Source organism: Streptomyces camponoticapitis (assembly GCF_014646115.1).
Classification (GTDB): domain Bacteria; phylum Actinomycetota; class Actinomycetes; order Streptomycetales; family Streptomycetaceae; genus Streptomyces; species Streptomyces camponoticapitis.
Genome location: NZ_BMMV01000015.1, coordinates 1 through 22,771 on the forward strand (window position 1 = coordinate 1; position 22,771 = coordinate 22,771).

Annotated in this window: 17 protein-coding genes and 1 pseudogene; 12 read left to right on the plus strand and 6 right to left on the minus strand. The window is 68.6% G+C overall.

Annotation, left to right across the window (positions count from 1 at the left end; translation table 11 throughout):
• Window positions 1-43: 43 nt before the first annotated feature.
• The 4 genes from IEY79_RS22170 to IEY79_RS22185 are packed head-to-tail and all read right to left on the minus strand — an operon-like array spanning window position 44 to window position 4,825.
• The gene (locus IEY79_RS22170; protein WP_189109315.1) at window positions 44-1,558 is read right to left on the minus strand and encodes an amylo-alpha-1,6-glucosidase; all 1,515 of its coding nucleotides are present in this window, start codon (window positions 1,556-1,558) and stop codon (window positions 44-46) included.
• Complete coding sequence (locus IEY79_RS22175) at window positions 1,555-2,946, minus strand: MGH1-like glycoside hydrolase domain-containing protein (RefSeq protein WP_229701026.1); 1,392 nt, start codon at window positions 2,944-2,946, stop codon at window positions 1,555-1,557. The genes IEY79_RS22170 and IEY79_RS22175 overlap by 4 nt, the downstream gene beginning before the upstream one ends.
• The gene (locus tag IEY79_RS22180; protein ID WP_189109316.1) at window positions 2,943-3,743 is read right to left on the minus strand and encodes a sugar phosphate isomerase/epimerase family protein; all 801 of its coding nucleotides are present in this window, start codon (window positions 3,741-3,743) and stop codon (window positions 2,943-2,945) included. The genes IEY79_RS22175 and IEY79_RS22180 overlap by 4 nt, the downstream gene beginning before the upstream one ends.
• Window positions 3,744-3,754: 11 nt before the next feature.
• Window positions 3,755-4,825: a zinc-dependent alcohol dehydrogenase gene (locus IEY79_RS22185; RefSeq protein ID WP_189109317.1), complete on the minus strand. Its 1,071-nt coding sequence runs from the start codon at window positions 4,823-4,825 to the stop codon at window positions 3,755-3,757.
• A 210-nt stretch (window positions 4,826-5,035) separates the two neighbouring features.
• On the opposite strand from IEY79_RS22185, the gene IEY79_RS22190 reads away from it, so the two are divergent.
• From IEY79_RS22190 to IEY79_RS22225, 8 genes are all read left to right on the plus strand, one after another.
• Window positions 5,036-6,436 (plus strand): ABC transporter substrate-binding protein, encoded by a 1,401-nt coding sequence (locus IEY79_RS22190; protein WP_189109318.1) that lies wholly within the window; start codon window positions 5,036-5,038, stop codon window positions 6,434-6,436.
• Between the two features lie 31 nt (window positions 6,437-6,467).
• Window positions 6,468-7,481, plus strand: a complete 1,014-nt coding sequence (locus IEY79_RS22195) for a carbohydrate ABC transporter permease (protein ID WP_189109319.1) — start codon at window positions 6,468-6,470, stop codon at window positions 7,479-7,481.
• Window positions 7,481-8,347, plus strand: a complete 867-nt coding sequence (locus tag IEY79_RS22200; RefSeq protein WP_189109320.1) for a carbohydrate ABC transporter permease — start codon at window positions 7,481-7,483, stop codon at window positions 8,345-8,347. Before IEY79_RS22195 ends, IEY79_RS22200 begins: the two co-directional genes overlap by 1 nt.
• A gap of 38 nt (window positions 8,348-8,385) precedes the next feature.
• Window positions 8,386-9,582 carry an ROK family transcriptional regulator gene (locus IEY79_RS22205; RefSeq protein WP_189109321.1) on the plus strand — a complete coding sequence of 399 codons (1,197 nt, stop codon included), beginning with the start codon at window positions 8,386-8,388 and terminating at the stop codon, window positions 9,580-9,582.
• Window positions 9,583-9,628: 46 nt separating this feature from the next.
• Window positions 9,629-10,558, plus strand: a complete 930-nt coding sequence (locus IEY79_RS22210; protein WP_268240596.1) for a Gfo/Idh/MocA family protein — start codon at window positions 9,629-9,631, stop codon at window positions 10,556-10,558.
• Window positions 10,559-10,877: 319 nt separating this feature from the next.
• The gene (locus IEY79_RS22215; RefSeq protein ID WP_229701027.1) at window positions 10,878-11,576 is read left to right on the plus strand and encodes a type 1 glutamine amidotransferase domain-containing protein; all 699 of its coding nucleotides are present in this window, start codon (window positions 10,878-10,880) and stop codon (window positions 11,574-11,576) included.
• Between the two features lie 533 nt (window positions 11,577-12,109).
• Window positions 12,110-12,256 (plus strand): hypothetical protein, encoded by a 147-nt coding sequence (locus IEY79_RS22220; RefSeq protein ID WP_189109322.1) that lies wholly within the window; start codon window positions 12,110-12,112, stop codon window positions 12,254-12,256.
• A gap of 119 nt (window positions 12,257-12,375) precedes the next feature.
• Window positions 12,376-13,398 (plus strand): ABC transporter permease, encoded by a 1,023-nt coding sequence (locus IEY79_RS22225; RefSeq protein ID WP_229701028.1) that lies wholly within the window; start codon window positions 12,376-12,378, stop codon window positions 13,396-13,398.
• A 219-nt stretch (window positions 13,399-13,617) separates the two neighbouring features.
• Here IEY79_RS22225 and IEY79_RS22230 read toward each other — a convergent pair whose 3' ends face one another.
• The gene (locus IEY79_RS22230) at window positions 13,618-15,705 is read right to left on the minus strand and encodes an ATP-binding SpoIIE family protein phosphatase (RefSeq protein WP_189109324.1); all 2,088 of its coding nucleotides are present in this window, start codon (window positions 15,703-15,705) and stop codon (window positions 13,618-13,620) included.
• A gap of 484 nt (window positions 15,706-16,189) precedes the next feature.
• On the opposite strand from IEY79_RS22230, the gene IEY79_RS22235 reads away from it, so the two are divergent.
• Window positions 16,190-16,975, plus strand: a complete 786-nt coding sequence (locus IEY79_RS22235) for an acetoacetate decarboxylase family protein (RefSeq protein ID WP_189109325.1) — start codon at window positions 16,190-16,192, stop codon at window positions 16,973-16,975.
• Between the two features lie 970 nt (window positions 16,976-17,945).
• Window positions 17,946-18,410 (plus strand): hypothetical protein, encoded by a 465-nt coding sequence (locus IEY79_RS22240; protein ID WP_189109326.1) that lies wholly within the window; start codon window positions 17,946-17,948, stop codon window positions 18,408-18,410.
• A 401-nt stretch (window positions 18,411-18,811) separates the two neighbouring features.
• Here the strand turns inward: IEY79_RS22240 and IEY79_RS22245 are convergent, their stop codons facing one another.
• Window positions 18,812-20,038: a PP2C family protein-serine/threonine phosphatase gene (locus IEY79_RS22245; RefSeq protein ID WP_229701029.1), complete on the minus strand. Its 1,227-nt coding sequence runs from the start codon at window positions 20,036-20,038 to the stop codon at window positions 18,812-18,814.
• A 1,228-nt stretch (window positions 20,039-21,266) separates the two neighbouring features.
• Between IEY79_RS22245 and IEY79_RS22250 the strand changes: the two genes are divergently transcribed.
• Together IEY79_RS22250 and IEY79_RS22255 are read left to right on the plus strand one after the other, a co-directional pair.
• Window positions 21,267-22,124 carry a Rieske (2Fe-2S) protein gene (locus tag IEY79_RS22250; RefSeq protein WP_189109327.1) on the plus strand — a complete coding sequence of 286 codons (858 nt, stop codon included), beginning with the start codon at window positions 21,267-21,269 and terminating at the stop codon, window positions 22,122-22,124.
• A gap of 237 nt (window positions 22,125-22,361) precedes the next feature.
• Window positions 22,362-22,747, plus strand: a pseudogene (locus IEY79_RS22255) (Imm21 family immunity protein).
• Window positions 22,748-22,771: the final 24 nt, after the last annotated feature.

Below are 22,771 nucleotides of genomic sequence, written 5' to 3' on the forward strand. Positions count from 1 at the left end.
GTTCATGGCGACGTATCACGACACCATGATCCACCAGCGGTGATCATTTGAAGACACTGCCTAGGGCCGGAAACCCGCTGCGGGGCATCCAGAAGTCGTCGTGGAAACGGGCCCGCAACTGCTGCGCCGCCGTGTCCAGTTGGTCCGCCAACCGGGGGTCGTCCCATGCCGTGCGGGCGAGGGTCGCCGCGCCGTGCAGGGCGTCGTACGCGTAGCCTTGGGCCTCCGCGACCGCGATGGCTCCTGTCGCCTGCGTGCCGTCGGCGAAGCAGACCGCGCCGGCCGAGTCCTTCCAGTTCTGGTTGAGCAGGCCGCCGGGGTCGGAGGCGTAGACGAGGTACCCGTGCCGGTCGAGTCCGCCGTGTTCGAACATCCAGCGCACGGCGGCGCGGGCGTGGGGCTGGAGGCGGCGCGCGAGTGCGGGGTCCCCCGTCTGCCGGGCGTGGGCGGCCAGGAGCGCGACGAACAGCGGTGTGCTGTCGACGGAACCGTAGTAGCGGCCGTACGGGACCTGCCGGAAATGGGAGAGCTCGCCGTGACGGATCTCGTGCACGATCTTGCCGGGCTGGGCCACGGCCGCCGCGTCGTGGGCGGTCGCCTGGGTGGCGGCGAGCGCCAGGAGCGTCGACTCGGCGACCTGCGGCAGGTGGGGCAGGGCGAAGAACGAGGTGAGCAGCGAGTCCCGGCCGAACAGGGTGAGGAACCAGGGGACGCCGGCTCCGGGGACACTCAGGTCCTCGCCGTCCGGGCCGGTGGCCGGGACGTGCAGCAGCGCGAGGTCGGCCAGGCCTTGGGCACAGGCGCGGCCGAGCGGTGTGTCGTCGGCCGGAAGCGGATGCGCGGTGGCAGATCCACCCATGTGGAGCCGTGCGCTCTCGCGCCGTGCGTGCTCCTCGGCCTGTTCGGGGCTGCTGGGGGCGGCTGGTGGTTCGGGGGCACCGTGGGCGCGTGCGGTGACGGTCAGGGTGAGTTCGGCGCTGCCGTGGGCGGGCAGCGGCAGGTGCCAGGTGAGGTCGCGGCCGGTGCCGTGGTCCGAGGCGGCGGTCGGCGCGGGGGTCGCGGTGACCGTGGTGGACGACCGCCACTCACCCCGCCGGTAGGTGAACTCGACGCCGCCGGGGACGGTACGGGTGGCCCGTACGACGCCGGGCTTGTCGTACGTACGGCCGTCCCCCCGCAGCTCGAACTGGTCGGCGAAGTCGGCGTCGGCCTCGACGGTGACGGCGAGCGTGGTGTCCCGGGCGACGTTGCTGATGATCCGTACGCGCTCGACCAACCGGCCCTGGACGAGCGCCTGTCGGCGCAGAAGTGTCCAGTCGGACGGTTCGTCGCGGGTACTGCTCGCCGTGAGCACGGCTGTCGTGCCGCCGGTGGGATCCCCGGGGACGAGGGCGGTGGGAGCGGCTCCGTCGACGGTGAGCCGCCACCGGCTGAGGTGGCGCGCGTCGCGGACGAAGAGTCCGTCGGGTGATCTGCCACGGGTGCCGGTGATGTCGCCTCTGCCGTCGAGCGCCGCGAACGTGCCCGCGTGGACGAGGAGTTGGGGTGCGCTGTTCATCGGTCCGCCCCCTCCCCCGGCTCCTCGGTGCGTGCCAGCAGGTCGAGTACGACGGCCGCGGTCCAGCTGAAGTCGGTCGTGCCGCGTGCCCGGCCGGTGCGCGGGTCGACGTACTCGGCGAAGCCGGAGGCGCCGCTCGTCGCCAGGATCGTCTGCCGCAGGTCGTCGGCGCGTGTGAGGGCGCCGTGTTGTCGAAGTCCGCGCTCGACCGCCCAGTTGATGTTGAACCAGGCCGGTCCACGCCAGTAGCGGGAGGAGTCGAAGGAGTGCCCCCGCAGGTCGTAGCTGGGGGCGAGCGCCGTGGTGGAGCCGAGCCCGAAGTGTTCACCGGACGCGGTGCGCAGCAGTGCCCGTACGACAGGGGCGGGCAGGTCGGGCACCAGCAGGGGGAGCAGGCCGGTGACGCTCTTCTCCGCGATGGGCGTGTCCGTGCGCAGATCGTGGCAGAGGAACAGGCCGGCTTCGGCGTGCCAGAGCCGGGCCACCAGGGCGGTGGTGAGGGCGCGGGCGCGTCGGCGGTGCGGTCCCGGGTCCTGACCGAGTGTCAGGGCGATGGCGGCCAGGGCGTGTTCGGACGCGATGAGGAAGGCGTTGAAACCGGGGTCCTCCACGACGAACGCGTGCCGTGTGCCGGCATCGGTGTAGCCGCGGTCACGGTAGTCGGTTGCCAGCCGTACGTAGCGGCCGTAGTCCAGGTCGGTGGGCCGGTCGGCCGCGTCGCCGTGCGTGAGGTCGGCCCGGCGGAAGGTGGTGGCGGGTGCCGGATCGACCCGCTCCAGCGGCAGGTCCCAGCAAGGGCTGTTGTCCATGCCCGGTTCCCACGGGTGCAGTACGGACGCGAGCCCGTGGCCGCCGAGGTCCCGGTTCGAGTGCAGATAGCCGTGCCAGGCGGTGAGCCGGGGGTAGACCCGCTCCAGGAAGCCGCGCCGCCCGGACGTCTCGGGGTCGCTCTCGTGGACGAGCCAAGCGGCCAGCGCGTGCACGGGTGGCTGGACGATCCCGGAGGTCTCGATGTCCGAGGGCGCGCCGTGCGCGGCTCCCGCCGTGCTGGAGCGCCAGAAGTCGGGGCTCGGGAAATAGGCCTCGTGCGGCACGGCCGGGTTGAACACGATGTGCGGGATCCGGCCGTCGTCCCACTGGGCGCCGAGGAGGGTTTCGAGCTCGCGCTGTGCGCGGCGCGGTGAGAGACGGGCCAGCCCGACGGCGATGAAGGCGGAGTCCCAGCTCCACTGATGCGGGTAGAGGGTGTGGGAGGGAACGGTGGAGGCGCCTGTCCAGTTGGCGAGCAGCACGCGGGACGCGGCGGCCCGCAGGTCCCGGCGGCCGGCCCGGTCCCCGGAGGCGCCCTCGGCGACGCGCGCGGGCAGGCCGGTGGTGGTTGCCGTCATGCCCCCGACCTTCGCAGCAGGGTGGGGATGGACCGTACGGCCTCGACGGGGTCACCGGTCAGGCAGCACTCGACGGCGAGGTATCCGTCGTAGCCGATGGAGTGCAGCGCGGCGAGCCAGACGGGCCAGTCCAGGTGGCCGGCGCCGGGCTGGAACCGGTTGGAGTCGCTGACCTGCGCGTGTCCGATGTACGGCGCGGCGGCGAGGATGGCGCCCGCCGGGTCGGCCTCCTCGATGTTCATGTGGTAGCTGTCGATACCGATACGGACCGAGTCGAGGCCGACGGCGCGGATCAACTCGGCTGCCTGGTCGAGCCGGTTGACCATGTGGTCCTCGTACCGGTTGAGCGGCTCCAGGAAGAGTGAGACACCTTCCTTGGCCGCGTGTTCGCCGAGTTCGGTGAGTCCGTCGAGCAGGACGGCACGTTCCTCGTCGGCGCCGCGCGGCGGTGTGAACGGCGGGAGGCGGCGGGAGAACATGCCGTACGACGCCGGGGTCTGGGCGCCGAGTCCGCCGAGTTCGGCGATCACGGAGAGCTGGGACTTGAGCTGGACGATCGCGTCACGGCGCAGGTCGGCGTCGAAGGCTCCGAAGAAGTGGAGCATGTCGACGCACACGGTCGGCATGACGACGCCGTCCCGCCGGGCGGCGCGGAGTTCGGGAAGGCGCTCCTGGAAGTGGAGGTCGCCCTTGGCACGCAGTTCGATCCCGTCGAATCCGGCGTCCCGCGCGAAGTCCCACTTCTGTTGCAGGGTTTGGCCCGGAAGCAACTGCTCCTGGCAAGCGGTCTTGAGCATCGGAGAGCCTTTCAGAATTCCAGGACGATCTGGAGGGCATCGGCGGGGCGTTCGTCGAGGAGCGCGTAGGCATCGGCGGCCTCGGCGGCGGGGACGACATGGCTGACGAGTGACGCCACGTCGACCAGGCCGTCGGCGACGAGGGCGAGGAAGGTCCGCTGGAGCCGTTCCACCGTCCAGCGACCGGCCAACTGCGCCGGTACGCCGCCGATCTGAGAGCTGATCAGCTGAACCCGGTTGTGGTGGAACTCGTCGCCGAGCCGCAGTCCGTCGCCGTCGCCCTGGTAGAAGCCGGAGGCGACGACGCGGCCTCCGACGGTGACGGAGCGCAGGGCCTCGTGGAGAGCCCGGTAGGCGCCGCTGATCTCGATGGCGACATCGGCACCCCGGCCTTCGGTGGCTTCGCGTACGGACTCGGCGACCGCGTCGTCCAGGGCGTTGAGGGTGCGGCTCGCACCGTAGGCGCGCGCCGTGGCGAGCCGCCCGTCGAGTGCGTCGACCGCGGTGACACGGGCGCCGTTGAGCTGTGCGAGGCGTGTGGTGAGCAGGCCGATGACGCCCTGCCCGAAGACGGTGACGTCCTCCCCGACGTGGATGTCGGCGGCGAGGACGGCGTTGTAGGCGATGGCGCCGACCCGGGCGAAGGCTCCGGCGAGCGGGTCGAGTCCTTCGGGAAGGGTATGGCCCATCATCCGCTCGACGGGGACGATGCCTTCGCTGCGATGGCCCCAGATGCCCCACACCAGGTCGCCGACGCGGGGCAGCGCGGCCGTGCGGGCGCGCTCGCCGTCCGAGCCGCGTTCGAGCTCGGGTGAGACCTCGGTGACCTCGCCGACCTCGGAGTAGCCCCAGCCCGCGACCGGGTACTCGATGCCGGCGGCGCCGTCGCGGAAGATCCGTGCCTCGGGGTCCCAGGTGCGGGTCAGATACGGGTTGGTGCCGCGGTAGGCGGTGAGTTCGGTACCCGCCGAGATGCCCGAGTAACGGGTGCGGACCCGCAGATGGCCGGGCGGCAGCGGGGCACTGGCGTGTGCGGCCACTTCGACGTGCCGCGGGGCGGTGAATTGGACGACGCGTTCCACGTGAGGACTCCGAGAGGTCGTTCGGTACTGAGGTCGGGCTGTGTGGTGAGGGTCCGGCGAGAGGGTGCGGGGCACTCCCACTCAGACTTAGGTCGAACCTATCCCAGACTTATGTCTTGTCAATACGCAGAAGTAGTGCTGAGATGCCGCTATCCAAAACATAAGGCGCGACGGTCCGAGCAGTTCGGATCCGGGTAGGTGAGGGCGAGCATGCACAGAAGGCTCCGGCGGTCGAAGGCGACCGCGGCCGGCCTGGCGGCGGTAATGGGTGTCGGCGTGCTGGCGGGCTGCTCCGCCGACACCGGCCCGGCCCGGCCGGACAACAGGATCACGGTGTGGTCGCAGGAGAACCTTCCGCCGCGTATGGCGGCGACCAACAAGATCATCGACCGGTTCGAGAAGGAGACGGGCGTCCAGGTGGACCTCGTGGGGGTGGACGAGGGCCAATTGCCGCAACTGATCATGTCTGCGGCGGCCGCGGGTACCCTGCCCGACATCATCGGGGCCGTACCGATGGGCCAGGTCTGGCAGATGTACAGCAACGGCCTGCTCAACACCGAGGTCAGCGGCGAGATCGTGAACAGCCTCGGCAGGGACACCTTCGCCGACAACGCCCTGAGCCTCACCGCCGACGCGGGCAAACAGCTCGCCGTCCCCTCCGACGCCTGGCTCCAGCTGCTGCTCTACCGCCAGGACCAGCTCAAGGAGGCAGGGCTGGCGGTACCCGACACGTACGACAAGCTGCTCAAGGCCGCCGACAGGCTCGACCAGGAGGGCCGCGACGGCATCTCCGTGGCCACCGACCCCGGTGACGTCTTCACACAGCAGAGCTTCGAGAACATCGCCCTCGCCAACGATTGCCGCCTCGTCGACGACGCGGGCGACGTGGCGCTCGACTCCCCCGCATGCGAGACGGCCTTCGACACCTACGACAGACTCGGCCGCCAGTACGGTCCGGCCGGCACCCAGTCCGTGGACTCGACGCGCGCCACCTACTTCTCCGGCGCCTCGTCCATGATCGTCTGGTCGTCGTTCGTCCTGGACGAGCTGGCGGGGCTGCGTAAGGACGCGCTGCCGAGCTGCCCCGAGTGCAAGAAGGACGGCACGTTCCTCTCCGACAACACCGGGATCGTCACCGCGCTGGCTGGCCCCGACGGATCGCCCGCACAGTTCGGGGAGGTCACGTCGTGGGCGGTGACGAGGACCGCGGAGACCGGCGCGTCGACCAGGTTCATCGAGTACATGATGGACAAGGGGTACGAGGACTGGTTCGGCATGGCACCCGAGGGCAAGATCCCCGTTCGCCGGGGAACGGCCGCGGAGCCGGAGAAGTACCAGGACGCCTGGCGTGCCAGCACCGCCGGAGTCGACACCCGTAAGCCCATGAACGAGGTCTACTCCGACGACCTGCTCGACCAACTGGCCGACGGCGTCGACAACATGAAGCGCTGGGGCATCACCGAGGGCCAGGGCGCCCTCGTCGGCGCCACCAACGGAGAACTCCCGGTCCCCAAGGCGATCGGCGCGATGACCGGCGGACAGATCTCCTCCCGCCAGGCCGCCCGCGAGGCGAACGAAGAAGTCTCCGCCCTCCAGAAGTCACTCCAGTAGCCGCCGTCCGGCGCCCCGTCGAGGAATCCATATGAGCACTGCACCGAGTGGCGTGACGCAACGCCGCGCTCCCAGCGAGAACCGCCCGCCCACCGGCAGGAAACGCCGTCCGGTCACCACCGCACAGCGCGAGAACCGCACGGGACTCGCCTTCGTCACCCCCACCTTCCTGGTGGTGCTGGTCGTGGTGATCATCCCGATCCTGTGGACCGTGCTGCTGACGTTCCAGCACGCCAGGCTGGTCGACATCCAGGGTATGGGCTTGTTCGGCAACTGGACGCTGGACAATTTCACCGCCGTCTTCGGCTCGGCCGGATTCTGGTCCAGCCTCTCCACCACTCTGCTCTACACCGTCGGTTCCACCGCGGGCTCCATCGTGCTCGGCCTGATCGCCGCGCTCGCCCTGCGCAGGCCGTTCCGCGGACGGGGACTGCTGCGCGGCTCGATGCTCCTGCCCTACGTCGCGCCCGTCGTCGCGGTGGCCTTCGTCTGGCAGGTCGCGCTCAGCCCCCAGTACGGCATCGTCAACGAGTGGGGCGGCAAGCTGCTGGGCTGGGACGATCCCCTCGCGTTCCTGTCCACCCGGTCGTACGAAGTGAGCCTGCTCGGGCTGCACTTCGACATACCCCTCGCCCTGCTCACCGTCATCGCCTTCGAGACATGGCGCTACTTCCCCTTCGCCTTCCTCTTCCTGCTGGCCAGGCTCCAGGCCGTGCCGGACGGCCTGGAGGAGGCGGCACGGGTCGACGGCGCGACGCCGTCACAGAACTTCCGGTACATCCTGCTCCCCCAACTGATGCCGGTGATCGCGCTGTTGAGCGTCCTGCGATTCATCATGACCTTCAACAAGTTCGACGACGTGTACCTGCTCACCGGCGGCGGGGCCGGCACGGATGTCGTCGCCGTACGCGTCTACGACTTCCTCACCGCGCGCTTCGACGTCGGCGCCGCCGCGGCGCAGGCGCTTGTGCTCGCCGCCGTACTGACGGTGCTGCTCGGCATCTACTTCACGTTCTTCGCCAAGAAGGTCCAGGAGGAGGCGTGATGACGCGCACACAGTTCGAGGAACGCTTCTTCGGTTTCGCACGCTGGGTGACCATCGCCTTCCTGGCGGCGATCACGATCGTGCCCTTCTATTACATGCTCCTGCTCTCGGTGAAGCCGATCGACGCCCTCCTGCTGGACCCCGGTTCGCTCTGGGTGGCCGCCAAGGACTTCACCCTCGACACCTACCGCAGTGTGCTCAGGCCGACCTCCGAGGGCGGCCAGGGTTTCCTGCGCATGCTGCTCAACTCGGCCGCCGTCGCGCTGGGAACGGTATTGCTCACCCTCGCCGCGGCCGTCCCGGGCGCGTACGCGATCAGCAGGCTCCGGTTCTTCGGCAGTCGGCACGTCAGCACGGTGTTCCTCGCCGTCTACCTCTTCCCCTCCACGCTCCTGGCCGTGCCGCTGTTCGTGATGTTCGCCAAGCTCGGGCTCTCCGGGAACCTGATGGGTCTGGCGATCGTGTACATCGCGCAGACCGTACCGGTGTCGATCTACATGATGCGGAACTACTTCACGACCATCCCACGCAGCATCGAGGAGGCCGCGGCACTGGACGGCTGCTCGCGGCTCCAGACCGTACGGAAGGTGGTCCTGCCCCTCGCCCTGCCGTCCTTGATGGCCACCGGGCTGTACGTGTTCATGATCGCGTGGAACGAGTTCCTCTTCGCGCTCCTCTTCCTGGCCGCGTCGCCGGACAAGTGGACGGTCTCGCTGGGGCTCCAGCAGCTCGCGGGTGGCATCGAAGTCTCCAAGACTGTTCTGATGGCCGGTTCCGTGGTCCTCACCATCCCCGTGGTACTGCTGTTCTTCGCCGCCGAACGTCTGCTGACCGAGGGCCTGACCAGCGGCGCGGACAAAAGCTAGAGCGAGAGCCAGAGAGCGGAACGAGGAGCACCACGAACATGCCGGCCAACCAGGCAAGCCCCGGGCATCTGTTGCGGCTGATCCGCAGTGGACAGGCCACCACCCGCGGCGAGTTGCAGCACGCGACCGGACTTTCCCGGTCCACCATCGGCAACCGCCTCGATCAGTTGTTCGCGGCGGGCTGGCTGCGCGACGGGACGGGCACGTCCACCGGCGGACGGCCCTCCGCACGCCTGGAGTTCGACTCCGGGCATGCCGTCGTCATCGCGGTGGACCTGGAAACCCGGCACAGCCGCGCCGCCGTCCTCGACCTGGCGGGGCGCATCCTGGCCGAGCGCTCGGAGCCGCTGCTCATCGCGGACGGACCGGACAAGGTCCTCGACACTCTGGCGGGCTGGTTCCCCGGTCTCCTGCGGGCGTCCGGTGTCGAACCGGCCCGGCTGTGCGGCATCGGCCTGTCCGTGCCGGGGCCCGTGGACTGGGCCACCGGCCAGGTCATCCAGCCACCGATCATGCCCGGCTGGGACCAGTACCCGATCCCGGAGCGTATGCAGCAGGCGTACGCGCGGCATGCTCCCGAAGCCGCGACCGCGCCCGTGCCGGTGCTCGTCGACAACGACGCCAATCTGATGGCGTACGCCGAACAGCGCGTCCACTACCCCGCCTGTTCGGCGTTCGTGCTGGTCAAGGTGTCGACGGGAATCGGTGCCGGGGTCGTCGTGGACGGGGAGCCGTACCGGGGCATCGACGGCGGCGCGGGCGACATCGGGCACATCCGGCTGCACGACCGGGCCGACGCCCTGTGCATGTGCGGCGCGTACGGGTGTCTGGCCGCCGTCGCCAGCGGGCGCGCCATCGCCGGGCAGCTCACGTCGGCGGGCATCCCGACCACCTCGGGGTCCGACGTACGCGAGCGTCTGGCGGACGGTCAGCCCGACGCGGTCCGGCTGGCACGGGAGGCCGGGCGGCGGGTGGGTGAAGTGCTCGTCACGGTCGTGACGCTCCTCAATCCGGGGGTGCTCGTCCTCGCGGGTGACCTCGCGGGCACCCCGTTCCTCACGGGCGTACGGGAGTTGCTGTACCAACGGGCCATGCCGCGCACGACCGCCCATCTGAACGTCGTGACGTCCGGGCTCGGCGACCAGGCGGCGCTGACCGGCGCGGCGACGATGGTGGTCGAAAGGCTGTACGCGCCGGACCGGGCGGACGACAGGCTGACCGCGATGAACGGTTAGTCCCCGCGCCCGACCTCTCACCCCTTCGATCTCTGTGGAGCACACCGTGCCGTACGACCCGCGACCCGCGACCGGCCCCGAACCGGTCCGTGTCGGTCTGGTGGGAGCCGGCCCCTGGGCCCGGACCATGCACGCCCGCATGCTCGGGGCCGGGCCGGAGACAGTACTCTCCGCGGTATGGGCGCGCCGTCCCGAGGCAGCACGCGAGACCGCCGCGCCGTACGGTGCGGCCGTCGCCGCCTCGTTCGAGGAACTGCTCGACCGCTGCGAGGCTGTGGCCTTCGCCGTTCCCCCCTCCGTACAGGCCGAATTGGCCGTACGCGCGGCACGGGCCGGCCGCCCGATGCTGCTGGAGAAGCCGCTCGGGCCCGATCTCGACGCGGCAAGACAGGTGGCGGACGCGGTGGCCGAACACGGGGTCGTGACCCAGCTCGTACTCACCAAGCGGTATCACCCGGTGACCAGGGAATTCCTGCGCCGGGCAGGAGAGTTCGAGGTCACGGGCGCGCGGTCGTGCTATCTGCACGGCGCGTTCCGCGCGGGCGCGCTCGCCACGCCCTGGCGCCTGGAGCAGGGCGCGCTGCTCGACCTCGGACCGCATCTGCTCGATCTCCTGGACGTGGCAGTGGGCCCGATCGCCTCGGTACGCGGCTCGGGTGATCCACGCCTCTGGTCGGAGCTGACCTGTGAACACACCAACGGCGCGGTCAGCCAGGCCTCACTGTCCGGTTCGGTGGGTCTCGACCGGGCCCGTACCCGTGTCGAGCTGTACGGGCCGGCCGGTGAACTGACCTACGACACGGCCGAGTTGGACCACGAGGAATGCTGGCCCGTGCTACGCCGCGAGTTCGCAGCCGCGGTCCGCTCGGGCACCGCGGGGCCGATCGACGCGGCGCGCGGTCTGCACCTCCAGAAGCTGATCGCGATGGCGGCCGGCGGTGCTCTCCGCACGAGCCGGGACACCACCTGGCGCTGATCAGTTGCCGCTCCAGCCACCTTGCCGAACCACTCGGCACCTTCCCCGGCAACTCAAGAACCGGGCCACGCGTACGTCGTCGAGTCGCCTTTCTCGTCGCCAATCCCCCCGGGCGTCCACGCGGGGATCGGTGGAACCCACCCAGGCGCGGGAGCGGAACCGCTCGATACCACGAAATGCCAGGGATTGCCATATCGCCGTACACTGGTTTTAGTTGATGTGCGCAGGAATAACCGCGGATGCGGTGTATGCGCCGCTTTCCCGCGTCGTATGGGGTCGGATTCGATCGGATCCGACTCCTAGAAAGGGTGAAAGCGCCATGGCGAATGTGCTGATGATCCTTTCGGGGGTCGACCACTGGACGGGGGCCGACGGAACGCGCCTTCCCGCCGGATACTGGGCGGAGGAGTTCGCCGTCCCTCACCGCAAGATGACCGAGGCAGGGATCCATGTTGACCTCGCCTCCCCCGTGGGGGGCAAGCCGACACCCGACCCGGACAGCCTGAGCACCGAGGGCGCCGGTCCTCGGGGTCCCGAGTTCGCCACGTACGTCGATGATCACTCTGACATCCTGGGGAATCCCAAACCGCTCTCGGACGTCCGTTCCGCCGACTACGATGCGACGCTCCTCGTCGGGGGGCACGGTCCGATGGAGGATCTGGCCCATGACCCCGACATGGGTCGCGTCCTGAGCGACTTCGAGGCATCGGGAAAGATCATCGCGCCGCTGTGCCACGGCCCCGCCGGTCTGCTCAGCGCGAACAAACCAGGAGGCCACTGGCTGTTCGAAGGGAAGACGCTCACGGGCTTCACCAACGAGGAGGAGGAGGAACACGGCTCCGCGACATTCGCTCCGTGGCTGGTGGAGAACATGCTGAAGGCCCGCGGCGCGAAAATCCAGTCGATCGAGGCATGGGGCGTGAACATCGTTGAAGACGGCACGATGATCTCAGGCCAGAACCCCCAGTCCAGCGGGGCGCTGGCCGGGAAGCTGATCGACAGGCTCACCGCCCACTGAGACCCGCCCAACAGCGCGCACAGCGGAGCGCGGATGTCACTCCGGCGACCGAGGAGGGCGCGGGTACCTCGTAACCGTGGTGCCGCTCCCACTCTCTCCAGGCACGACCCCTCGGCGGCGAACCTCAGCCCCCGTTCCCCCCGGGGTGGCGAAGAGGTGCTGCTCAACGAGGTCGCCCAGTGTCACTGATCGCATGCCGTTCAGCAGGCCATCTGGGGAGAGCCCCGGCTCCGAGCGCGACGAGTGACGTACGGAAGCCGGTGAAGATCACCCCGTCGGCGGGCTGGAGATCGGTTCCCCGCAGATGTGAGCCGTCGAGAAGCCACGGCCCCGTCAACATCAGCCACCGACTCGGGGCCCCAGGGTGCGCTGAACACCTCCCGTCCATGGACGGCGATCGTCGCCGCGGACCTCTCTCGAAGAATCCGCTGGCGCGCCATGGCTCAACACACCTGGAGCTCCGGACTACTTGAGTTCCGGGGGCGCCCTGAGGAGTGCCGGCTCTCCGACGAGAAATACCTCACCGGGTCGACGTGTTCTCGGCGATGTTCTTCACCGGCACGGTCAATAAACTGCCGATCGTGGTCGGACTGGGGGCGACCATCGCGGCGGTTACCGCACTCGACGCCGCCCTGGTGCTCGAACACTTCCTTCCTTGGATACGGGATAAATGGTGGTAGTCCTGTCACGAGTTCTCAAGGGAGTTGATATGGCCGAAAGGAACGATCCCGCGGCCCCGGAGTCAGCACCGCACGGACAATCTCCTGCCCCCTCACCCACGTCGCGGTTCCGGAGAGAGGTGAGAGAGGCGATTACGCCGCGCGCCGCGCTTCTGCTCCTGGGTGTCCTGATTCTTGAGCTGGCCTTCGTCGTCTCCTACATCGGGGCCTTTCACTCACCGAAACCCAGCAAAATCACACTGGCCGTGGTGGCTCCGGCGCGGACACAGGCAGCGGTGATCGACAGACTCGGCAGCATCCCTGGCCAGCCTCTTTCGGGCCGTCCGGCCGACAGTGTGAACCAGGCTCGTGCGATGGTCCTCGAACGCGAGGTGGACGCCGCTCTTCTGATCACTCCGGCCTCGCCCGCGGACCGGCTGCTGGTGGCCTCCGCCGGCGGTCCGTCAGCCGTACAAGCCCTGCAACTGATCTTCCAGAAAGCGGATGCTTCCCGACCGGTGAAAATCACCGATCTGCGCCCCCCGAACTCCGCGGACGGGCGTGGACTGGCCAGCTTCTATCTGGTGGTAGGCATGATCATCGGCGGTTATCTGGCCTCTGCGGCGCTATCCGCGTCGTTCGGCGCGCGAACGGCCAATCCGCACCGCATGCTCATCCGGCTGGGCGCGCTGGCCGGGCTGTCGATCCTGTCGGGACTCGGCGGTGCGATCATCATCGACCTCATCTTCGACGCCCTGCCGGGGCACTTCGGCCCGATTTGGGGGATCGCCACCCTCATCACCTTCGCTGCCGCCGCATCCGGAATGGCATTCCAAGTGCTTCTCGGCCCGGCCGGAATCGCCCTTTCAGTTCTGATCTTCGTGGTACTGGGAAATCCCAGCGCGGGCGGCGTCTACCCGTCGGCACTTCTCCCGCCGTTCTGGCGTGACCTCGGTCCGGCTCTTCCGAACGGCGCCGGAGTGACGCTCGTACGCAACTACTCGTACTTCGGCGGACATCACACCAGTACGGCCTGGTGGGTACTGTCCGCCTGGGCCGCGGGCGGTGTACTGCTCAGTGCCCTCGCCTCGCTACGCCGCAGCGCGAAGGCCGCGGCTCGTGCTGCGGCACCAGAGGGCGGGAGCAGCACGGCAGGGAAGTGACGGCCATGGCTCCCGCACGGGTAGAACAGTTGTTGAAGATCGGGCGTGTGCCCCTGCCCGGCCGTGCTTGGTCGCCCCAGGGCCGCTCGACCGGGTGCGCGGCAGCGGATCTCAGCAGCCGGAAACGCACAAGGTCGCCGCGGGCGGGAGTGCCGACAGGCTCCAGCTGACGGCGTCCCCTCCCGGCAGATGTCGTTGTTGTCGCCACCCCGTGGATCGTCAGGCGCCCTCTTGGGTGTCCATGTCGGCCCAGATGGTCTTCCCGGTGCCCTCATGCCGCGTCCCCCAGTGTTGAGCGAGGGAGGCCACGAGGAAGAGTCCGCGCCCTCCCTCGTCCTGCGGGCCTGCGTGGCGCAGGTGCGGGGTGGTGTCGGCGTCGTCGTGGACTTCCACCGTCAGGCTGCGGTCGAAGATCAGGCGCAACCCGATGGGGCCCGTTGCGTGGCGGATCACGTTGGTGGCGAGCTCGCTCACCACCAGGTCGACGAGGGGGGTGTGGTCTTCAAGGCCCCACTGCGTCAGCTGGCGGCGGGCACTCCGCCTGGCTTCACCCACCGAGGGCGCTTCCGGCGGGAATTCCCACGATGAGACCCGGTCGGGCGCGATGCGCCGCGTCCTGGCGACGAGCAGTGCCACCCCGTCCTCTGGAGTCGTGTCGTGCAGGACTTTGTAGGCGACCGAGCTGGACACCTGTTTGGGAGGCGCTGTGGAGCGCACGGCTTCACGCAGCCGACTGGTCCGCGCGCGGGCCTCGGCCGGGTAGCGCTCCGCGCTGCCGTCCGAGAAGAGCGTCAACAGACTTCCGGCGAGCAATTCCACGGTGGACAACTCGTAGGGAACGCCCTGGCCCAGCGGAGGTCCACCGGTCAGCTCAAGCACGGTCACAACGCCTTCGGGGCTGGTGAGCAGCGGGCTGTCATGGCCCGCGGAAGTGCCTGAGCACTGCTGGGTGACCGGGTCGTAGACCATGTACAGGCAGGAGGCCGTGAACGGTGGCCGTGCATGATGCAGGCTTGCCGGGTCCGCGTCGCGTTCGCGTGCAAGCCTCTGGGCGACGTTGTCGAGATGCGTCATCAGTTCGTCTGGCGGCAGGTCCAGTGAGGCCAGGGTGGAAGCGGCTGTCCGTAGTCGGCCCATGGCCAGGGACGCCTGCAGGTCCTCCCCCGGCACGTACCCGATGATCAGGCCCGCCCGGCAACTGGGTAGCGGCAGGACATCGAACCAGTGGGCGCCGTAGCGACCCGAGCGGTAGCAGTAGGAGGGCTCCACCGCCGGAGTCTCCGGTGGCGCCCACGGAAGCAAACTGCGCTGAAGGGTGGTCGCCACCGTGTGCTCGCGGGTAAAGCGGCGTGCGTTGTCGAGGCAGAGCGCCGTGCGCGCGGCGAGCTGTGTGGCCAAGGACAAGTCGTCCTCGTTGAACGGCTCGGGGTGTGATCGGGCCCGGTAGAAACTGGCCAGACCCATCACCAGTCCATGCACTGTCAGCGGCGTCACGATGAGCGAATGGACTCCGGATGACACGATGAACTCTCTTCTCGGACGGTCGTGGGCCAGCCATCCGCCGGTCGCGGACAGATTCGCCACCAACTGGGGCCGCAGATCCGCCAGGGCCTGGGAATATGGACTGTGCGAGTTGTACGGGCTGGCGCCGCCGACGGGATAAGCCGGGGGCTCACCCTCATGAGACTTGAACCCGGAGCGTCTCATCGGCAGCCGAAGTGCCACCGGGCTCGTGGGCGCGTCACCGGTGAAAACAGATTCCATCACGTCGACTGCGACGGCGTCGGCGAAGTTGGGCACCGTCGTGTCAGCCAGTTCTTGCGCTGTGCGCATTGGATCCAGGGTGCTGCCCACACCGGTTTGCGCCAGGTTGAGCAAGTCCAGGTCTCTCTGCTTGCGTACCTGCTCGGTGACGTCATCGATCGCCGCGGCAGCGAGCGTGGGGAGAGACTCCGGACGTTCGACCAGGTACGCGGTGACGGCGTACTCGTGTGACCTGCCCGGATCCGTGGCTGGGACGGCACTCAGAGGCCAGTCGAACACAGGACTCTGCTTCTCCAGCACTTTCTTGATGAGCGGCGAAAGGTGGAGCCCGACGTCCAGGTCTCCGATATGGGCCCCCACCACCTGGCTCTCGCGCAGACCGCGTATGGCGAGAGCCGCGCGGTTGGACCGCAGAATGCGCAGTTGCGAATCATAAACCTCTAGGCCGATTCTGGCCTGTTCAAACAGAGCCTTCTCAACTTCCCCCGCACCATCCGGTCCTGCACCATCTGCGGCGAAGTCGACACGCCCTCCGAGCGACATGGCACACCTCACCTCCCATCCTCTACGTCAGTAAACCCGCCCGCGCGGCCGCCCGCCATACGGAGCAACATTGACCGCTGAGTTGAATTCGCGTACGCGAACCTCGACGGTCCGTTTCAGCCTCACGGCGTCATGTGCGATGTCCGATCCTGGGCATGGGAAAGGCACATGGTCACGCTATTCAGCTAAATACCTTCAGCCAGGGTCAGCGGGAAAGTTCGGCCTGCGGCTCAGGTGGCATGGCCACCACCCCACTCCTACGCTGAGAGAAGCGTCCTCACAAGGCGGGCCGACGGGTTGACCAGCTGTCATCGGGCCCGTTTCCCCAATCTTCGCAGTACGCACCCTGGGCACCGCCGGTCGCTCCCAAACACTGGCGACCTCACGTCCGTGCCGGGACGCTCGTGATTCACGCCGCGCACATCTGTGCCCTGCGCATCTGTAAATTTTACTGGAACCGAATCATCAATGTGGAGGATCACCCATGCGCGGATACACACTTCCGCTGTCCCCGCGAGGTGAAGCGAACATCACGCCGGCACCCCCGTGGCACTACGCGGGCGAAGTAGTCGCTGCCGAGTTCTGGGCGGATGCGCAAGCCGCAGCCGCAACGCTGCCCGACGGGCTCACTCTCGACCCCGAGTCAAACGGCCGCACAGTCGCGCTCTTCTTCGACTGGCAGTTCTCCGGTGAGCAGGACGAATACCTGGAACCGGCACGCAGCCAGTACCGGGAATTCTTCCTCTTGGTGGACGCGATCTGGCAGGACCAACCCGTTTCCTGGTGCCCGTACATCTACGTCGACAACGACGCGGCCATGGCGCGAGGGTGGGTACAGGGATTCCCCAAGAAAATGGGTGCGATCCATCAAACCAGGGCTTTCGCCAGCGGTGGTCCGGCCACTCCCCAGACTGCTCGGGGCGGACGCTTCGGAGCTTCCGTAAGCGCGGTGGGGCACCGACTCGCCAAAGCCGTGGTCACCCTGGAGAAGCCGCTGGAGGACCCCTCGACCATACAGCGGCCCACGATCAACCTGCGGCACTTCCCACGACTGGCAGTCGGACAGTACGACAAACCCGCCGTCCACGAACTGGTCATGGCGGTATTCGAGAACCAGCAGATATCTGATCCCTGGGTCGGCACAGCAGAGCTGGAACTCCTGGAAGCACCGGGCGAGGAACTCGCCGACCTGAAGCCGATTCGTATGGGCGTCGGAATGCGCTTCGGGCTCTCCTACACAGTGACCCAGATTCGCAATCTCACCAGCTGAGCCCCCGTAGGGAACCGGCAGAACGCCCCGGCGGAGGCGCGGCTGCCAACAGTCGGGGTTCGCCGCGGCCATGCCGTCCTCGGCCGCACAGACTCGCCCTGGCTCTCCCCTGGAGGCCAGCCCGGCGCCGGCCGATCAGTGCCTGAGCCATCGGCGAACGGCACCGCAAACTGGGAATCCGGCTCGCGGAGTCCCGCTCGACCGCGCTGTTCCAGCTCGCCAGCAAGCTGCCCGCCGCGGTCCTCGCCCACACCCTCGGCATCGACATCACTGTCGCCGTCGAGTGGCAGCGTCGTCATCGGAACGAGGATCTCCTTCAACCACCCGGACGTCGACAAGATCACAGCCGCAGGCGCCGCGCTCACCGCACACCTGAGCGCACTCGGAGCCCCGCACATGACGACCGCGACTTCGCGATTCGCCGCCGTGCTCTCGGTGCGACGACAGCCCGGAATCGTGGTCGCTGAGGCGCGGCCTTCTCCGAACCCGTCAGCCCACCACCCGGTGTACCCCTCGCCGACCGGGCCCCGGCACGGTAGCTCCGCCAACCGCCCGGTCGACCACCAGTGGGGAACCTGAAGGGCCTTCAGAAACCTTCAGGTTCCCCACAGTCCTGTTGTGCCACTGTCTTTTCACGGCCCGCCGAGGAGGGGGATCCACGGATTCGGGGCGAGGGGAAGCAGGTTCCGGAAGCCTGGGACCTGGGGGGCCGCGCCAGGCGAATTACCGGCGCGGCCCCGGGAGGACGGTCAGCCTCGGCGCCGTCCGCGATCAGCTCGTTCTCCTCCCTGCCACGAAGCCGGCAGGGAGGAGAGAGGGAACCCAGGGTGAAGGTCTTCGGAGGCCGGAGCTGCCCGTGCACGCCACCTCTCCGCCACCGCTCAGAAGCGCACGCGGACGCCCTGCCTGTCTTGAGGCGTCGTATCCAGGTGTGCGACCACAGTCCACGCACAGCAATTCAGGAGGATTCATGCGATCAGTACGTGCGACGTTGGCCACGGGAGCCGCAGTCGCCCTCGCGTCCGGCGGCCTGGCTCTGGCCGGTCCGGCTACGGCTGCACACGCGACGGCAGCTCAGTGCACCAATGGCGCCAACGGCTTCGACAGCATCCCGTATAACAAGAGCGGCACCAACGCCCGTACCGTGTCCATGGGTTACGGGGTGACGGTGAGGCTGCAGTACGGCACGGTCAATGGAGCCCAGCAGGGGTGGGCTCGTATCGACGGGACCACTGTCGCGGGCGACAGGGTTTGGATGGACTGGACCCAGAACTCCGGCAGCACCTGGCTGCAGTGCGGGCCCTTCACCGTCCAGTCGAACGGCTCACCGAACACCAGCGCCGCCAAGCGCACAAGCTCCAGCAGCAGTTACCAGTTCCGCGCGTGCGGCAATCTCGCCGGCGTCGGCGAGACCAGGTGCACGACCTGGTGGTAACAAACCCGCACCAGGCACGTGCGGAGGCTGCGGCGCAGGCTTGAGCCGGGCCGGAGCCGGGTGGCGCCCGGCTCCGGCTGACGGTGTCCTGCCACGACCCTTTGTGAAAGTAGGTCTTGGTTGTCGATGATCACGCGTTGTGCGGGTGTGATGTGCGAGCGGCGGTGGGCCCGGCCAGCACGTGGTGCAGGCAGGGGGAGCACCGCAGTTGCGCGACGCATCCGCGCGCGGCGACCGGAGAACCTCCGCCGACAACTGCGCCGGGCTGAGCGAGCCCCCGGCGGTAGTGAACGTCTTCCGCCAGTCGGCGAGGCCCGTCTCCAGCCTGAACTCGGCGGCCACGTTCGCCGGATGGCACCTCTTGTGGTCACGCGCGGCGCGGCAGACAAGGACCCTGGAGATCAGCGGGACGCGATGGATACGGTTCCTATGGGCGGTCCCGGCCCCAGCCAGTCACACAGGAGCACGGTCGCGTCGTCCTGGAGATGCCCGTGGTGGTAGTCGAGGAAGGTGTGGACGAATCGGCGGACGGTCTCCTGGGGGCTCAGCCTGGCGGTGGGGTACTGCGTGAGGACGGAGATGAAGCGGTCGAGCCCGAATTCGCTCCCGTGCGCGCGCCGTGCCTCCGTGATGCCGTCGGTGTAGAGCACGACGCGATCCCCCGGCTCCAGCTGGTGCCGGCAGACCGCCGCTTGCCCACCGCCCAGGCCGGTGCCGAGCGGGTACGCGGGCTCGCACCGCAGGCGGAGCGCGTCCTCCCCGCGCAGCACGAGCGGGGGGTGGTGGCCGAAGCTGGCCCAGCGCAGCAGCCCGGAACGGGTGTCCAGGGAGATGAGGAGAGCCGTGACGTAGCGGTCGTCGTAGACGCGGTTCAGCTCTTTCTCGATGGCATCACCGGTCTCGGCGATACCGGCCCCGCGGCGGCGGGCGCTGCGCGAGGCGGCGACCGCCAGAGCGGCCGTCTGGCCCGCGGCGGTGTCGTGGCCCATGGCGTCGAAGATCGACAGATGGACCTGGTGGCCGGCCGTCGCGTAGTCGTAGGCGTCACCGCTGATCCAGTACGACGGCTCCAGCGTGGCGCAGATGGCCACCCGTGAGTCGGTGTAGGTACGAGGCGGCATCAGGTGCCACTGCGCTTCCGCGGCCACGTTCATCGGCTGGGTGCGGTTCAGGCGGGCGTAGGTGTCGCTGTGCCCGCGTTTGGTGGAGATGGCCAGCGCCACCAGGGCCGCCAGTCCCCTGGCGTGCTCGCGTACGGCGTCGCCGTCCCGGGTGGTGGCGACGAACATGATTCCGATGCGTTCGTTGCCGTTGAACAGGGGCACCCAGTAGGCGGCTCCACCGGCCGACGGTGTGGTGGCGGGAAGCATCCGGCCGTACTGGTAGGCGCGGCCCGCGTCGGTGTCCTGGATCCTCAGGATCCGCTCGGCCGACGCGTCCGTGCGCGCTCCGACGAGCAGATGGAGCGCACGGCGCTCGACATCGCCGAGATAGAGACGTACGTCGGTGAAGCCCGCGGGCCCGGCCCGCTCGCTCACCGTGTCCGGGAGGTCGTCGAACGAGATGTTGCCGATGACGCTCAGCAACTCCGCGAACAGTCGCTCGCCTCTGTTGTCGCGATCATCCACGCCAGTACTTTCCGATAATGCGGCATTTACCCGTGAATGTTACGAGCGTACATCGGGCCCGATCCATGAGGCGCCCGGTGGAGGCATGCCGCCCTGGAGGCGTTCGAGATCCGTGGCGCGGACCTCGTACCGGAACCGGCCGGCTGCCTGACGGACGACACCGTCGGCTCAACAGTCGGTGGGATCCCCGGGCGGGTACTCGATCGGGTGATGCTCGCCCGAAGCATGCCCAGCTCAGAGGGCAACTGCTGCTGACGATGTGCCCGAAGGCCCGCGCCCGCTGCCGACGCGCGCGTCTCTGGCATCCGACACGGATCGAGACGCAACGTGGCACACACTCCGGTCGTTCTCGCGCCGGCCGGCGGCCGGGTTCGGGCAAGACCACGCTGGCGGTCGAACTCCAGCAGTGGCTTCCCGGGGCCGACGGGACTCGGGGCGTGCTGGTCACACTGCTGGGATCCGGCTCGCCGGCAGATCGGGGCCGGACGGGGCGAGTGCCCTTCGGCCGCTGATCCGTGCTGGAAACGACCCTTCGGGTGGGTGAAGAGCCCGCGCCGGGCGTCATGAGCCGGGCCGCGTACGCCCCTGATGCGCAGCCTGACGGGCTGCTCGTAAGTCGGCGACCCTCGGCATCCGGCACGTCCTCCCACGATGGGGCGGTGACCGAGACTCTGCCGAGAGTCGAACTCTTCGACGTCGATCAACCGCGACTGGCCGCGCCAGGCGCGCTCAACGCGTTCCCCCTTCTCACCGACCGCGACATAGTGCAGTGCGCTCTCGGCGGCGTCGTTGCCCTCAAGGCGGGCGATGATCCACGCGGCGAGATAGCGCGAGCAGTAGCAGCGCATCCATGTGATCGCCGGGCGGCGATGACGGTGCCGGCTGTCCCGGGGATTCGGTGGAACCTGCCGCTCGTGGTGAAAAACTCAGTGACCTGGGATTCGCTCTTGTCCAGACCAATTCGGGGCTCACGACGCCCGCGGGCCCAGTCGCACCAATCACCGTACCGATGCAACCCCAACTGCGTATGGGGTAACGATGTCCGACATCCGACCGGCACCTCGTCATAACGCCGATATCGACGCCTGGGTCACCGCCCCAGCAGCGATGCCCGGACATGCGCGCCGGGCGCCGGGCGCCCATGCTGTGAGGGATTGTCACGTGTGACGGCCGGCGGCGCGTTGTGCGTTGTGGCCTTGGGCTGATCTCCTGAAGAAAAGAAAAGGACATGGCTTACATCACGCCTTTCGTCAACCGCATCGAGCGCCTCGGGACTCTGGACCGAATCGCCCGCCCGGCGGCCGCGGCCGTCCAACGGCTGGTGCGGCCGCGCCAGGTTCGCAACGTGCTCAGCGGCACGCTGCTTGGCCACCCGGCCCATCCGGCCCTGAGCCAGATCCCGATCGGAGCCTGGTCGATGGCCACCCTGCTGGACACGATCGGCGGCGAGCGGTCCGCCCCGGCGGCGGGACTGCTCAACGCGGTCGGCGTCGCCGCCGCCCTCCCCGCGGCAGCATCCGGCCTGAACGACTGGTCGGACAGCCAGGAAGAGGCCGCACCCCGGCGTGTCGGGGTCGTGCACGCGGCCGCCAACAGTACCGCGCTCGGGTTCTACACGGCCTCACTTGTCGCCCGCCTGCAGGGAAGGCGCTCCCGTGCCACTCTGCTCGGCTGTACGGGATTCGGCGTCATGCTCGCCGGTGTGTACCTCGGCGGACACATCGCCTTCACCAACGCGTACAACGTCAACCACACGGCGACCGAGAATCGGCCGCAGGACTGGACACCCGTGCTCTCCGACGCGCACCTCTCCGAAGGCGCACTCCGTAAGGTGCCCGCCGGCGACACCCATGTGCTTCTGACCAGGACGCAAGGGCAGGTTCTGGCCCTCTCCAGCACCTGCAGTCACATGGGCGGACCGTTGCAAGAGGGCCGCATCGAGGACGGCTGCGTCGTGTGCCCGTGGCACGGCAGCAGCTTCTCCCTGGCGACCGGCAATGTCTTCCGTGGCCCAGCCTCGGCGCCGCAGCCGGCCTACGAGACCCGCGTGCGAGCCGGCCAGATCGAGGTCAGAGCCCGCTGCTGAGCAGCGGGAATCGCGGCACCGTGATGAACGATCACCAGCCGTACCAACGGCTCCGGATGGAGATCTTCGGGGCCTCCTCATCGGTCGCCGTCCGGGCACATATCCCACCTTCCGCACAGCTCCGTGCGGCGGCTCGGAGACTGAACTGTCAGTTTGTCCGTGACCGGGGTCCTGGCGGGAGACGCCACCACTCCGGACGACTACGACCGAGCCTGCGCGGTGGATGATCTCGCCGGTGTGATCGCCGTCGGAGACAACGGCGATCAGGCACTGGTGCTGGCGGGCGAGCCCGCTACCAGCTGTTTTCTACCCGAGCACGAGCCTTCCTGCGGTGGCTCGCCGCCGACTCCGAAGCCGGGCTGAAGACCGCAGCCAGGGCTGTCCTCTCAGATGCAGCCACCCAGTGGGAGGAGTGCGGAACATGGGTGACGGACGGTCCAGCCACGCTCATGGACTCTGCCGAGGCAGGCGCCGATCTGGACATCGAGTATCCCGGCGGTGGCATGCCCGTCCACGCATCAGTCCCCTTGCCGGCCGGCCGCTGGAAGATCCGTGCCACCCAAAACTGGGCGGACGAAGAGAACTGGGTCGGCCTGGTCCAGCTTCTGCCCATTGAATCTTGAACCGGCAGGAGCTTGGGTTGAGTG